Source organism: Flagellimonas marinaquae, assembly GCF_003992675.1.
GTDB lineage: Bacteria > Bacteroidota > Bacteroidia > Flavobacteriales > Flavobacteriaceae > Flagellimonas > Flagellimonas marinaquae.
In genome coordinates this window covers 64130-76254 of the sequence record NZ_RZMZ01000007.1, presented here as the reverse complement: position 1 = coordinate 76254, position 12125 = coordinate 64130, and the positions used below count along the sequence as shown (strand labels likewise).

Below are 12125 nucleotides of genomic sequence, written 5' to 3'. Positions count from 1 at the left end.
GCGATTAGGGTCTTGCAGTTAATAATGTTACTTTTGCGCGCTTCAAGATTGAAGCCATGAAAAAGTATCTCAACCTTTTTGATTTTTCCCAAAAAGTAAACTACCGCACAGAAATTTTATCGGGCCTTACCGTGGCACTTGCCTTGGTACCCGAAGCCATCGCTTTTGCCTTCATTGCAGGATTGTCGCCCCTCACCGGTTTGTACGCCGCCTTTGTCATGGGATTGGTTACCTCGATTTTTGGCGGTAGACCGGGAATGATCTCCGGGGCTACGGGAGCTGTGGCTGTGGTGATTGTTACCTTGGCACAGCAATATGGGGTGGAATATGTATTTGCCACTGTAATCCTGGCAGGGATCTTGCAGTTGCTGGCCGGAGTGCTTCGGTTGGGAAAATTGATGCGCTTGGTACCCCATCCCGTGATATTTGGATTTGTGAACGGTTTGGCGGTGATTATTTTCATGTCGCAATTGAGCCAATTCCAAACCGTGGACGGGGAATGGTTGAGCGGAAGTACCTTGTACATTTTCTTGGGCTTGGTACTTTTGACCATGGTGGTAATTTGGGGGCTTCCTAAATTGACCAAAGTGATTCCCGCCTCCTTGGCAGCTATCCTTTTGGTTTTCGGAATCGTATTTTTCTTAGGACTGGATACACGAACCATTGGGGACATTGCATCCATTCAAGGAACATTCCCGCCTTTTCATATTCCTGATCTTCCTATCACTTGGGAAACGTTACAGATTATATTCCCCTTCGCAGCCATTATGGCGGGCGTTGGTTTGATTGAAAGCCTTTTGACCCTAAATATTATTGACGAAATTACCGAAACACGCGGTCGTGGCAACAAAGAAGCTGTGGCACAGGGAACTGCGAATATCCTTTCAGGACTTTTCTCAGGAATGGGTGGTTGTGCTATGATCGGGCAGAGTTTGATCAATACCTCCAACGGTGCAAGAGCACGTCTTTCGGGAATTGTTGCTGCCTTGATGCTTTTGGTATTCATCATGTTCGGCTCCAGTTTGATTGAAAAAGTACCTATGGCCGCGCTTACCGGTCTGATGATCATGGTGGCTTTGGGCACCTTTGAGTGGGCCAGTCTAAAAACTTTCCGCCGTATGCCAAAATCCGATGTTTTGGTCATGGTACTCGTAACTTTAGTGACGGTGTTCCTTCACAATTTGGCCTTGGCCGTTTTGGTTGGGGTGATTATTTCCGCACTCGTGTTTGCTTGGGACAATGCCAAACGCATCCGGGCCAGAAAAAGCATTGATGACGAAGGCGTGAAACATTACGAAATCTATGGTCCGTTGTTCTTTGGCAGCACCACTTTGTTTGCCGAAAAATTTGATGTGTTGAAAGACCCCGAAGAAGTGGTCATCGACTTTGCTGAAAGTAGATTGGTCGATATGTCCGCCATTGAAGCTGTGAACAAGATGACCGAGCGTTATCGGAAAGTCGGCAAAAAGGTGCATTTGAAGCATTTGAGCCGCGACTGTAGGCGTTTATTGGCCAATGCTGATGACATTATCGAAGTCAACGTTTTGGAAGATCCAACCTATAAGGTTGTTGTGGATAACTAGGAACTACTCCCGTGCTTTCCCTAAGAATACATTCACATTTGGATTTTGGGGATTACCGCTGGCTCGCCGCATCAATACAATTTGGCCGGTATGGTATATGCAATCCGAAAGCATGCCATTGATCATGTTCCAATAAGGGAACTCGGATGTTCGCTCTCCCTGTTTGAATATGACTTTAAAATGCTCCATTTCTTCAGAAGTTTTGCCTAAAACTTTTTCGCTGGCAGCCTTTAAGTTGTTCAGGGTAAGTGAGCGGAGTTCTTCATACGAGAACTTTTGGGGGTTTGAAGGTTTCTCATACGGCTTGGCATCTGGGGCCAATAAAATATTGTTGGACATCACGTAAATGTGCTCCATGGTTTCAAAAACAGAACGACCATCCTCAGAAGGTCGGTACGTTAAGTCCTTTTCGGTAAGTCCCTCTGTTGCCCAGTAATACCGGAATCCCAACCCATCTATCATCCTGGAAACTAGACTTCCAGGGCTATAATTGGTAGGGTGGTCCGGGATTTGTTTATAGGGCAGTTCCATTTGTTGAGCTTGGATTTTGATTTGGAAAGCCAAAATAACAAAAAGGAGCACAAAGAATCGTTTCCGCATAATCAATCCATTTTTTTTAACACCAACATATTTTCCTCGGAACCATTGGAAAGGTAGAGTCGATTATTTTCCACTTTATAAGCTGTACTGCTGTTCAGGGCTGCCAAAAACGCTGATTCCTTATCCATGTTCGGGCAGGCCATACGCGTAGTGGCCACTTGGGTGAACCGCAGCACATCTTCTTCGTAAAAAATCCCACCTGTCATTCGGTTGCAGCCGGAATACCCAGAAAATCTATTATTGTTAATGTTGATTTCCATGTTCGGCACATCCCGACCGCCAAATTCTTCCTTAGAAACTGCATTGCCGTTCATTTCTTCCAGCACCCAAATATCGTGAAGCCTGTAATCGGTAATATAGGAACCACAGCCCTCGTACACTTTGGTTTCATCTCCCCCGGTGCTTTTGTAAGAAACAGTTACGGTGTAGGGGAACACTTCGCCCGACATGGCATTGGTACATTCCTTGTTCGATATGATGACATCCATCTGCGTGGCCTCTGTTTGCATACGGAACATTTTGATGTTTCCATCCTGTGCTTTAATGGCTTCGGATGGAGGCGTGGTAATGGTATCTTCCATGGTTTGCAGCTCTACCTTATCCTTAAAAAATTTAAGTCCCCAAAAGGGTTCGGTTCCAGTGGCTTTAAAATAGCTTCCGTCGATTTTCATGGCAATGGGCTCCATTGTTCTCTTTGTTTCTTTGGATTGAAGGGAGTCTGCCGCTACTTCTGAGGCTTCAGGTTCTGATGTGGTTTCCTTCTTTTTTTCAACACAGCCAAAAATTAGCAATGCAGCACAGCTTACAGTGATTATTTGTTTCATGGGTTTACTTTTTTGAATCGCATCATCGGTACCTCACCGACCAAAAGATTAAGTTTTCCCTCCTCCACGGAGTAGCCGTCTATTTTTTTCATCATCAGCAAGAATTGTCTTTCACTACCGCCACAGAACATCATGGTTGTGGGTCCGGGGTCGCCAAATGCAATAGTGTTTTCCACGAGTTCAAAATCGGCCCTGTATCCATTACAACTGTCGGTTCCGGTTACCTTGCCTGTCTCTTTATTGAAGGATATTTGTGGTTTTTTGTTGGGAAAAAGGCCGTCAAAGGCAATCCTGGGACCGGAGATGTATTCCAGTTCCCAAGTGGGGCCATATAGGGCTTCTTCATCAGATTTGGCACTTCCGCAGGATGCCGCCAACAAGATGGCGGAGAACAAGAGGATGATTGAGGTTTTCATTTGATTATAGTTACTGGTTAATGTTCCAGTAAAATACTAAAAAAATGAATGACCTACCCTACGTTTTAGGTTGTTAAATGGGTAAATACTAGGACTTTCTATTGCTTTCTTTGGCTCCAAACCTCATAAATGGGGTCTCCTTTGCTACTTAGTCCCGAATGGTGCCAGTCACCATCCTTCAGCTCATAATTGAACTCCAAACTTGCACCGACTCTGGAATCGTCCCTGGAAAAGAACCCAATGTTTTCGGTATACTTGCCATTAACAGTGGTATAGGTTCCGCCACCTGTTCCCATGAATTCCTTGGTTTCGGTATTGTAGGCAATCCACTGAAAACGGGTGCCACTCAATATCTTCATCGTTTTTCGTGGTCCTGAGGTATCACGTTGCACAATTTGACCATCCCGTTTTCTGCCAGAAATTAACCATGCACCAAATAGGTCGCCGGGCGTTCCATTATCAATACGGGTCCATGTCCTATTGTGGAGTTCCAACGTATCATTTGCTACGGAATAAGGGATGGACTGGGTTTGCCCGACCATTTCAGGGTTTTGTGTTGAAAATTCGAAAATCAGCTCGATGGTTCCCTCATGGAGTGAATAGTGTCCGCCTTTGGTGCCTATAAATTTTCCATCGGCTTTTTGAAAAATAGCTTCCGAAAAAAAGCCTTGGGTAAATGTAAGGACATGCTCCACTTCGGAGCCCATATCATTGGATTCGGTGGCATTCCATGCACCCTGAAGTCCTTGCGCAGAAACAAGTGTTGTGAACGATAAATAAACAGCAAAGAGCACTAATTTTTTCATATTCCAAAAGTTTACATCAAGATAAAAAAAGCTGCTGTTTTATTGTGAAAACAGCAGCTCTCTTACTATAATTGAGTTGGTTTGTTTAAAGTGTTCTCAAGTACTCGGCAACATCCCTTGCCTCATCCTCGGTGAGGTTTTGGTTGAGCATAATGGCGTTGTTGTACTCTTTCAACAAGGCTTTGGCAATCGGGTCTTCCTTCAACATACCATCGGGGTTCAAAATCATGTTCATTACCCATTCCGGACTCCTTCTTTCATATACGCCCTTAAGTGCAGGACCTATCATGCGTTTGTCCACCATATGGCAGGCCACGCAGATAGCCTCAAATTTTGCTTTACCCCTTGCTGCCATTTCATCGTTGATTTCATCCGGGAATTCCATATTGGTTATAGGGCCAACGCCTTTGTTGTCCAAATCAACAGGAACACCCTCTTTTTCAACTGTTTTGGCTTCTTCGGTTTTGGTACGACTTACTTCAAAGCCGTCTTTCTTTTCTTCTTTCTTGCCGCCGCAGCTCGCTATCATGGCCCCCAAGGCCAAGACCATTACCGTTTTTTTCATTCTGATTCTATTGAAGTTTATGTGTAAACTGAACCACTAAGATAGGTAATTAGCCACTAATAATCCTTGCGTTTTTTGTTTTGTGCCTCACAAAACCCCTTTAGGGCCTATTCAAATGGATTCAAAAAAATTCAGTGCTCGTTTTTCGGTATAGGTGATATTGTTCTTGCCCCAAAAACCCACATGTCCGCCATAGCTAGGCATTTCTAGAAACAATTTGGTGTTTTTATCGGTTTCCTTTACGGGATAACACTCAGGTCCCAAAAAGGAATCATCCTTGGCATTGATAATGAGGCTCGGCACTTGAATATGGGGTAAAAATTGTAGGGAGCTCGATTTTTTGTAGTAGTCCAGGGCATCTTCAAAGCCATGGGCCTGACTGGTGTAGATGTCATCAAAATCCTTTAGTGTCTTTATGCTTTTGATGTCGTTATCACTTATTTTTTCAGGGAACATCTGCTGTTTTTGACGTAGTTTGCCCAATAAGTTGCCTTTGAATTTTATAGCGTACAAAATGTTCTTGGAACTGAGCAGTTGCTTGCAGGAATCATGAAGGTTGCAAGGAACCGAGACCGCAACGGCTCCTTTGAGTTCCTTGGGCACATCGTTCCCCTCGCCCAAATATTTGAGCAATAGGTTTCCACCCAAGCTGAATCCTTTCAAATAGATTTCGGAGTAATGTCTCGTATTGAGGATGTGGTTCAGAACTTCGATCAAATCCTCGGTTGCCCCCGAATGATAAGAGCGATACTTTACATTGGGCTCACCACTGCACCCACGATAGTTTACCGCACAGGCATCATAGCCATTTTGGTTGAGTATTTTGGCGCTTCCAGTAATGTAAGGACGTTGTGCATCCCCTTCCAGACCATGTAGCAATACCACCAACTTTTGTGTCTCGGTTACCGAATCGCTCCAGTCCAAATCCAGAAAATCACCATCTGAGAGTGTAATTCGCTCCCTTTTTTGGACCACACCGTTTACCGAACGGATAATGCCCGAATAAATCGTGGCGAAATGGCCATTCTTGAACAAAAGGGGTGGTGTATAATCGGAAGACAGCTGTGGCATGGGTTAATCCTTTGGGTAGGTGTTTAAAAGTTTGGCCTGCTCTTCGACCGCTATTTTAAATCCAATTTTCAACTCCTTTACCAATGCTGAAACGGATAGCACATTGTCAATCGTGGTGACACCTTGCCCTGCAGACCATATCGTTTTCCAAGCCTTGGCCTCGGTATCGAGTTCCTTACCAAAGTCAATTTTCGTATCCTTTTTCAGGTCTTCCTCTGTAATCCCTGCCGCTTTTAAGCTAGCTGCCAAGAAATTGGCGTGTACGCCAGAAATGGCAGCGGTGTACACAACATCACTGGCACCTGCCTCAATGATCATTTTGCGATATTCATCGGTAGCTTTGCTTTCCTCAGTATTGATGAACCTTGTGCCCATATAGGCTAGGTCGGCTCCCATTTGGAGTGCCGAAGCGACATCCCTACCGTTACTGATACATCCGGATAGAATAATGGTTTTATCATAGAATTTCTTCACTTCCGCGATCAAACTCATCGGGTTAATGGTTCCCGCATGGCCACCAGCCCCGGCCGAAACCAAAATAAGCCCGTCCACACCTGCTTCGGCTGCTTTTTCGGCATGGCGCTTTTTGATGATATCATGAAAAACCAACCCACCATAACTATGAATGGCATCCACAACTTGGCTTACAGCACCGAGCGAGGTAATCACTAAAGGCACTTTGTGTTTGATGCAGAGCTTTACATCGGCCTCTAAGCGGGGATTGGTGGGATGTACCACCAAGTTGACCCCGAATGGCGCTGCTTTTTTGCCGGTTTCCTCTTCAAATGCCTTTAATTCCGACTTTATTTGGATGAGCCACTCCTCAAAACCTTCACTGGTTCGTTGGTTCAAGGCGGGGAAGGTCCCCACAATTCCATTTTTGCAACATTCCACCACCAATGTTGGTCCTGAAATCAGGAACATGGGGGCGGCGATAACGGGAAGGGATAGATTTTGGATGAATTCAGCTTTTTGGCTCATAAGTATCGTGTTAAACTATGTTTAAAAATAGGAACAATTCTTATTCTTGATGGAATCAGTTCTCAAAACTATGGTATTTTTACAATTATTATGCATGCATAACAAAATAACCTTCTATGTTTTTTAAAGAATTTGAGATACGATGGAGCGATATAGATGCCAATAGACACTTGGCAAACTCTGCTTACATTAATTTTATGAGCCATACCCGGATGGCCTATTTGGGGCTGCTAGGCTTTAACCATAAAAGTATGGCCGCCAATAATATTGGTCCAGTGGTATTCTACGAGCACGTGTACTACTTTAAAGAAGCCTTCCCCGGTATGCCTATCAAGGTTTCTTTGGAGTTTATAGGGATGAGCAAGGATGGAATGTTCTTTGAGTTTAGGCACAATTTTTACGACCACAATGGAAAGAATTTTGCACGCTGCGAGATGATGGGCGCTTGGATCGATTTGAAGACAAGGAGATTGAGAGGCTTGCCCAAGGAATTTTTAAATGCTTTTGAATCTATGGAAAAAGACGGGGATTTTAAGATTCTGACCAAAAAAGATACGCGCAGGCACGTTCAGACCCCTAAGGACATCGAAATTCTGTAAAATCACTGCGTAAGCTCTGTTAGAGGTTGCTGTCAAGAAGGTTTGAAGCCCTGTTTAGGTTTCTTACTGGCCAAATAAACCCCTACTAGGACAAAGGCCATGGCCAAAATTTTGATCAAGGTAAGTTGGTCCATGCCCGAAAAAAGGGCAAATAAAATACCCACCAAGGGCTGCATGTAGACAAAGGCCCCTACGGATGAGGCTTTAAGCTGGGTCAACGCAAAAATATTGAAGAGATAGGTTAAAAATGTGGTGCCAATCACCACAAAAGCTACAGAGCCGTATGCCCATAAGGGCATTGTTGACCATTCAATTTCCAGTGCTTCAGGTAAAGTAATGGGCAAATTGATAATAAAGGCAATACTAAACAGCCACTTCATCAAGGTAAAGGGGTGGTATTTTTCAATCAGTTTTTTTACAACGACCAAGTAGGCACCATAGGCAGTCGCATTAAGAATGAACAAAGAGTTTCCCAAAGGGATATTGGGAGCATCTTGACGGATTTCAGCACCAAATAAAATGAGCCCTAGCGCACCCACAAAACCCATGGCAATCCCCAATCCCTTGTTGAGCGTAATCTTTTCCCTCAAAAACAAAGCAGAAATGATCACTACAATAATGGGTGTGATGGTTACGAGAACTGCGCTATTGATGGGTGTGGAAAGTTGAAGTCCTTTAAAAAAGGATAGCATATTGATACTCATTCCCAAAAGGGAACAGAAGAATAAACGCCCCCAATCACGTTTTTCAATTTTTTGTTTTGGTCCCAAAAACGAAATGACCCAAAAAAGTAAGGCTGCCCCGCCCACCCGGAGAAAGATAAACCCGAAGGGTTGGACGTGCATGGGCATAACCCCCTTGGCCACGGTATGGTTGATTCCGTAAATTACGGTGGCGCCGATGGCAGCCATAATGGCCAAGGATCTTTTACTCATCAGTGCAGTGCTTCTTTAGCAGCTTCCACTGTTTTTTTGGCATTTCCCACGAAAATTTTGTCACCCACTAAAACCACGGGTCTTTTTAAAAAGGTATAATGCTCCAAGATCAACTCCTTGTAGTCCTTTTCGGAAAGCTCCTTTTCATGCAACCCCCGCTGGCGAAATAGCATGGCTCTTCGACTGAACAAGGATTCGTAGCTCCCGCTCAACGCTGCCATTTGTTCCAATTGTTCTGGAGTAATAGCTTCCGATTTTATTTCTTGCAGTTGTACACCGTCCAATAGCTCCAATTCTTTAAGAATACGCTGGCATGTGGAACAACTGCCCAAGTGATATATTTTTTTCATTAAAATGGTATTGATGGGACAAAGGAAGTCAAAAATCGAACAAAACCCATTACCATGTGATAAATTCAACAGTATCCGACCGCTTTGTTGGTTTGGAAAGGGAAAGAATTAATGTCGATAAATGAGGGTGGTTTCGTATTAAAAACATAGTTTTACTAATGTAGACATTGATGGTATAAAAAAAGCTATGGAAAAGACATTCGATATTCTCCTTAAAAACAGGATGATACTGCACGACTTTTTGAAGAACACTCCTAAAGAGGACTTGTTCCGAATCCCCGAAGGATTCAACAACAACATATGGTGGAACATTGCCCATGTGGTGGTGACGCCCCAATTGCTGCTATATAAATTGAGCGGATTGGATTTTACCATAGAGGAAGAACTCATTAACAAGTATAAAAAAGGAACTTTTCCGGACGGAGAGGCCTCCGAAAAAGAGTTGGAGCAGATATCTGCTTACATGTTCAGTACCGTAAAGCACATCCAATTGGATTACGAACATGGCAAGTTTAAGAACTTTCAGGAGTATATGACTACACCTAAAATTGGATTGAACAGTCCCGAAGACGCCCTTTCCTTCAATGTTTTCCATGAGGGATTGCACCTTGGTGCCATCTTGGCGTTGAAAAAGGCGTTGGCTCACAGGTAACTTTTCCAAAAAAAGTTAAAATCTTGCCCTGCTCCTTTCAAAATGATTGCAAACAAGATTAACCCAATGAAAATCAGTTATATTTGTTTGCCAGAATTTAAGAACCCAAATCTTAATCAAAATGAAACACTACCATGTATGTTGGGGCCTGTTCTGTGTGCTTTTTATGTGGATATGCGAACAGGGCTATTCCCAAAGAAGTTACTTGTCCGTTGGAGCAGTGCCAACTTATAAAACCGACGGGTATGGCATTCAACTCAATGCGAACCATTATCATAGCACTACGGATTTTCTACAGCTGTCTTTGGTGGCTACCTTCTCCAAAGAAATGCCCAATGCTGGGGTAGAGTTCCCTTATGACGACTATTGGTTCAATCTAGGGTATTTTACAACGGTGCTGACCTCTCCCAAACGGGGTATTTCCTTTTATTTTGGTGGTGGGCCATCCGTTGGGTACAAGCACATCAATAATGGTAAGACCGAATTTCCTTTTGATGCCGTGGAGGCAGAAAGCAGTTTTATTTACGGTGCCTACGCTTCGTTTGAAATGGATTTTTTTATTTCCGATGCCTTTTCCTTGATTGTGCCCATCAACGGGTATTATCACTTCAATAGCGACTTGAATGACACTACACTCCTATTGGGTGCTGGACTCCGTTATTATTTTAAATAACAGGTCGCAGGCCTTAAGCACTGATTTTTGAAAGCGAGATTAACCTTTCACCTTATATTTTAAAAACGGATTGATTTCGCTATAAGGCAAAACCAAAATTATGGGTCCATCCGCATAGGAAGCCACTTCGTATTGGTTGTAAATCAGCTGCAGGCCCTCTGAGGTGTACCCCATGTTGTTGGACAAATGAAAGTTGTCCCCCTCGAACATGAAACCAGTGGCATTGATGTTTTGGTCCTGCGGAATTTCTTCTTGTTTTCGGAATTGGGTCTCTGCAAGTTCGATAAAGCCTTCAAAATCATCAAAAAGCTGGGCGTTTTCAAGCTCTTTTCCAGATTTTTTGTCAAAGTTTAAATAGGTGGTGGAGCCATAACCATGGGCTCCCCCGGTAAAGGAATACGAATTAAGTTTCAGGGTAACCAAGTTTTCATCCTCGTATACCACTTCACCTTCTATTTTGGCCTCCCATGGCACCTCATCGGGGAATTTGGTCTTAAGTTCCTTATAACTATCGGTAAAAGATTGCACCGCTTTATTGACGTTGTCGATTTCCTCATCATCGGTAAAAGACAAAATGCTGATGATTTCCTCCCTGACCGACCTATTGATAGCTTCCGAAACCGCGGAGCCGTCCAAGGCATTGGGAACTTGAACGATTATTTGAGGACAATCCACACAGTTTTCACCAAGTAATTCAGTGGGCTCAAAGGCAAGTTTGCTCTCTGTTTGGCAACTTAGTAATAGGCCAATCGAAAAAAGGCAAGCAAGATATTTTTTCATGATTGAGGTTTTGGGTCATCAAAAATAATACTTCGGAAAGATAACGATACATTTGTGTGAAGATAGTTGCAATATGGGCAAAAAAGAGTTAAGGTTCAACAGCAAGGCAATCCACGGAGGGCAGCAACCCGATGCGGCTTATGGCGCGGTAATGCCGCCCATTTACCAAACGTCCACCTATGCCCAGCCCACACCGGGCGGCCATAAGGGATATGAATATTCACGAGGGGCAAATCCCACCCGAACTGCTTTGGAAAATGCAGTGGCGAGCTTGGAGAATGGCGCCTATGGGATGGCTTTTGGCAGTGGCATGGCTGCAATCGATGCGGTGATGAAGCTTTTGGCCCCTGGTGATGAGGTCATTTGTACCACTGACCTTTATGGTGGCAGCTACCGATTGTTTAAGGGAATCTATGAGAAATTTGGCATCAAATTTCGGTTTTCGGACATGACGGACATGGACGAATTGTCTTCACACATCAATGCCAATACCCAATTGGTTTGGGTAGAAACCCCGACCAATCCCTTGATGAACATTGTGGATATCAAGGCTGTTGCTAAAATCACCAAGGCCAATAAGCTGCTATTGGCGGTAGACAACACCTTTGCCACGCCTTACCTTCAACGTCCTTTGGAGCTTGGAGCCGATGTAGTGATGCATTCTGCCACCAAATATTTGGCAGGCCATAGCGATGTGGTGGTCGGGGCACTGGTAGTCAATGAGAAAACCTTGGTGGACCGACTCTATTTTATCCAAAAATCCAGCGGCGCCATTTGTGGACCCATGGATAGTTTTTTGACTTTACGAGGTATCAAAACTTTGCATGTGCGCATGCAACGACATTGTGAAAATGGGGAATTGGTGGCCCATTATTTGGAAAACCACCCTAAAATCGATATTGTGTATTGGCCGGGATTTGAACATCACCCGCATCATAACGTGGCCAAAAAACAAATGTCCGGTTTTGGCGGGATGATATCTTTTGTGCCCAAAGGTGGAAAATATGAGGATGCGATAAAAATTATAGAGCAACTCAACCTCTTCACCTTGGCCGAATCGTTAGGTGGCGTTGAAAGTTTGGTGGGACATCCAGCAAGCATGTCACACGGAAGCATCCCAAAAGAAGAACGTGAAAAAAGGGGTATTGTGGACGCCCTCATCAGATTGAGTGTGGGGATTGAGGATGTAGAAGATTTAATTGCCGACCTTGAACAAGCCTTAAAATAATATTTTTGAAAAATTTATAAAAAATAAATATTCAAATTATTGAAATACCATAATTTTGCCTT

General features: G+C 43.8%; 15 protein-coding genes. 5 read left to right on the top strand and 10 right to left on the bottom strand.

Annotation, left to right across the window (positions count from 1 at the left end; genetic code table 11):
* Positions 1 to 56: 56 nt before the first annotated feature.
* The gene (locus EO130_RS03850; RefSeq protein ID WP_127140208.1) at positions 57 to 1583 is read left to right on the top strand and encodes a SulP family inorganic anion transporter; all 1527 of its coding nucleotides are present in this window, start codon (positions 57 to 59) and stop codon (positions 1581 to 1583) included.
* 3 nt (positions 1584 to 1586) lie between these two features.
* On the opposite strand, the gene EO130_RS03845 is transcribed toward EO130_RS03850, so the two are convergent.
* From EO130_RS03845 to EO130_RS03815, 7 genes are all read right to left on the bottom strand, one after another.
* Entirely contained in the window at positions 1587 to 2183 is a 597-nt protein-coding gene (locus tag EO130_RS03845; protein ID WP_127140207.1) for a DinB family protein, read from the bottom strand.
* 2 nt (positions 2184 to 2185) lie between these two features.
* Complete coding sequence (locus EO130_RS03840) at positions 2186 to 3007, bottom strand: META domain-containing protein (protein ID WP_127140206.1); 822 nt, start codon at positions 3005 to 3007, stop codon at positions 2186 to 2188.
* A complete protein-coding gene (locus EO130_RS03835) occupies positions 3004 to 3423 on the bottom strand; it encodes an META domain-containing protein (RefSeq protein WP_127140205.1) in 420 nt (139 codons plus the stop codon). Before EO130_RS03835 ends, EO130_RS03840 begins: the two co-directional genes overlap by 4 nt.
* A gap of 98 nt (positions 3424 to 3521) precedes the next feature.
* Positions 3522 to 4229 carry a membrane or secreted protein gene (locus EO130_RS03830; RefSeq protein ID WP_127140204.1) on the bottom strand — a complete coding sequence of 236 codons (708 nt, stop codon included), beginning with the start codon at positions 4227 to 4229 and terminating at the stop codon, positions 3522 to 3524.
* 85 nt (positions 4230 to 4314) lie between these two features.
* Positions 4315 to 4794, bottom strand: a complete 480-nt coding sequence (locus tag EO130_RS03825; protein ID WP_127140203.1) for a c-type cytochrome — start codon at positions 4792 to 4794, stop codon at positions 4315 to 4317.
* Positions 4795 to 4905: 111 nt separating this feature from the next.
* A complete protein-coding gene (locus tag EO130_RS03820; RefSeq protein ID WP_127140202.1) occupies positions 4906 to 5865 on the bottom strand; it encodes a YheT family hydrolase in 960 nt (319 codons plus the stop codon).
* Positions 5866 to 5868: 3 nt separating this feature from the next.
* Positions 5869 to 6846, bottom strand: coding sequence for an NAD(P)H-dependent flavin oxidoreductase (locus EO130_RS03815; protein ID WP_127140201.1), 978 nt, complete (start codon positions 6844 to 6846; stop codon positions 5869 to 5871).
* Between the two features lie 116 nt (positions 6847 to 6962).
* On the opposite strand from EO130_RS03815, the gene EO130_RS03810 reads away from it, so the two are divergent.
* Positions 6963 to 7445: an acyl-CoA thioesterase gene (locus EO130_RS03810; RefSeq protein ID WP_127140200.1), complete on the top strand. Its 483-nt coding sequence runs from the start codon at positions 6963 to 6965 to the stop codon at positions 7443 to 7445.
* 32 nt (positions 7446 to 7477) lie between these two features.
* Here EO130_RS03810 and EO130_RS03805 read toward each other — a convergent pair whose 3' ends face one another.
* Together EO130_RS03805 and EO130_RS03800 are read right to left on the bottom strand one after the other, a co-directional pair.
* On the bottom strand, positions 7478 to 8380 hold the full coding sequence (locus tag EO130_RS03805) for a DMT family transporter (RefSeq protein WP_127140199.1): 903 nt from the start codon (positions 8378 to 8380) through the stop codon (positions 7478 to 7480).
* Positions 8380 to 8730 carry an arsenate reductase family protein gene (locus tag EO130_RS03800; RefSeq protein ID WP_127140198.1) on the bottom strand — a complete coding sequence of 117 codons (351 nt, stop codon included), beginning with the start codon at positions 8728 to 8730 and terminating at the stop codon, positions 8380 to 8382. Before EO130_RS03800 ends, EO130_RS03805 begins: the two co-directional genes overlap by 1 nt.
* Before the next feature lie 187 nt (positions 8731 to 8917).
* On the opposite strand from EO130_RS03800, the gene EO130_RS03795 reads away from it, so the two are divergent.
* Both EO130_RS03795 and EO130_RS03790 read left to right on the top strand, forming a co-directional pair.
* Positions 8918 to 9382, top strand: a complete 465-nt coding sequence (locus EO130_RS03795; RefSeq protein ID WP_127140197.1) for a DinB family protein — start codon at positions 8918 to 8920, stop codon at positions 9380 to 9382.
* Between the two features lie 121 nt (positions 9383 to 9503).
* Positions 9504 to 10055 carry a conjugal transfer protein TraO gene (locus EO130_RS03790; RefSeq protein WP_127140196.1) on the top strand — a complete coding sequence of 184 codons (552 nt, stop codon included), beginning with the start codon at positions 9504 to 9506 and terminating at the stop codon, positions 10053 to 10055.
* 39 nt (positions 10056 to 10094) lie between these two features.
* Here the strand turns inward: EO130_RS03790 and EO130_RS03785 are convergent, their stop codons facing one another.
* The gene (locus EO130_RS03785) at positions 10095 to 10835 is read right to left on the bottom strand and encodes a DUF3298 and DUF4163 domain-containing protein (RefSeq protein ID WP_127140195.1); all 741 of its coding nucleotides are present in this window, start codon (positions 10833 to 10835) and stop codon (positions 10095 to 10097) included.
* Positions 10836 to 10908: 73 nt separating this feature from the next.
* Here EO130_RS03785 and EO130_RS03780 point away from each other — a divergent pair, with 73 nt between their 5' ends.
* Entirely contained in the window at positions 10909 to 12063 is a 1155-nt protein-coding gene (locus tag EO130_RS03780) for a cystathionine gamma-synthase (protein ID WP_127140194.1), read from the top strand.
* The last annotated feature ends 62 nt before the right edge of the window (positions 12064 to 12125 follow it).

Coding starts and splice junctions, on each gene's coding strand:
- EO130_RS03850 (WP_127140208.1), top strand. CDS start 57: ATGAAAAAGTATCTCAACCTTTTTGATTTTTCCCAAAAAGTAAACTAC.
- EO130_RS03835 (WP_127140205.1), bottom strand. CDS start 3,423: ATGAAAACCTCAATCATCCTCTTGTTCTCCGCCATCTTGTTGGCGGCA.
- EO130_RS03810 (WP_127140200.1), top strand. CDS start 6,963: ATGTTTTTTAAAGAATTTGAGATACGATGGAGCGATATAGATGCCAAT.
- EO130_RS03780 (WP_127140194.1), top strand. CDS start 10,909: ATGGGCAAAAAAGAGTTAAGGTTCAACAGCAAGGCAATCCACGGAGGG.
- EO130_RS03790 (WP_127140196.1), top strand. CDS start 9,504: ATGAAACACTACCATGTATGTTGGGGCCTGTTCTGTGTGCTTTTTATG.
- EO130_RS03785 (WP_127140195.1), bottom strand. CDS start 10,835: ATGAAAAAATATCTTGCTTGCCTTTTTTCGATTGGCCTATTACTAAGT.
- EO130_RS03805 (WP_127140199.1), bottom strand. CDS start 8,380: ATGAGTAAAAGATCCTTGGCCATTATGGCTGCCATCGGCGCCACCGTA.
- EO130_RS03795 (WP_127140197.1), top strand. CDS start 8,918: ATGGAAAAGACATTCGATATTCTCCTTAAAAACAGGATGATACTGCAC.
- EO130_RS03815 (WP_127140201.1), bottom strand. CDS start 6,846: ATGAGCCAAAAAGCTGAATTCATCCAAAATCTATCCCTTCCCGTTATC.
- EO130_RS03825 (WP_127140203.1), bottom strand. CDS start 4,794: ATGAAAAAAACGGTAATGGTCTTGGCCTTGGGGGCCATGATAGCGAGC.
- EO130_RS03800 (WP_127140198.1), bottom strand. CDS start 8,730: ATGAAAAAAATATATCACTTGGGCAGTTGTTCCACATGCCAGCGTATT.
- EO130_RS03840 (WP_127140206.1), bottom strand. CDS start 3,007: ATGAAACAAATAATCACTGTAAGCTGTGCTGCATTGCTAATTTTTGGC.
- EO130_RS03820 (WP_127140202.1), bottom strand. CDS start 5,865: ATGCCACAGCTGTCTTCCGATTATACACCACCCCTTTTGTTCAAGAAT.
- EO130_RS03830 (WP_127140204.1), bottom strand. CDS start 4,229: ATGAAAAAATTAGTGCTCTTTGCTGTTTATTTATCGTTCACAACACTT.
- EO130_RS03845 (WP_127140207.1), bottom strand. CDS start 2,183: ATGCGGAAACGATTCTTTGTGCTCCTTTTTGTTATTTTGGCTTTCCAA.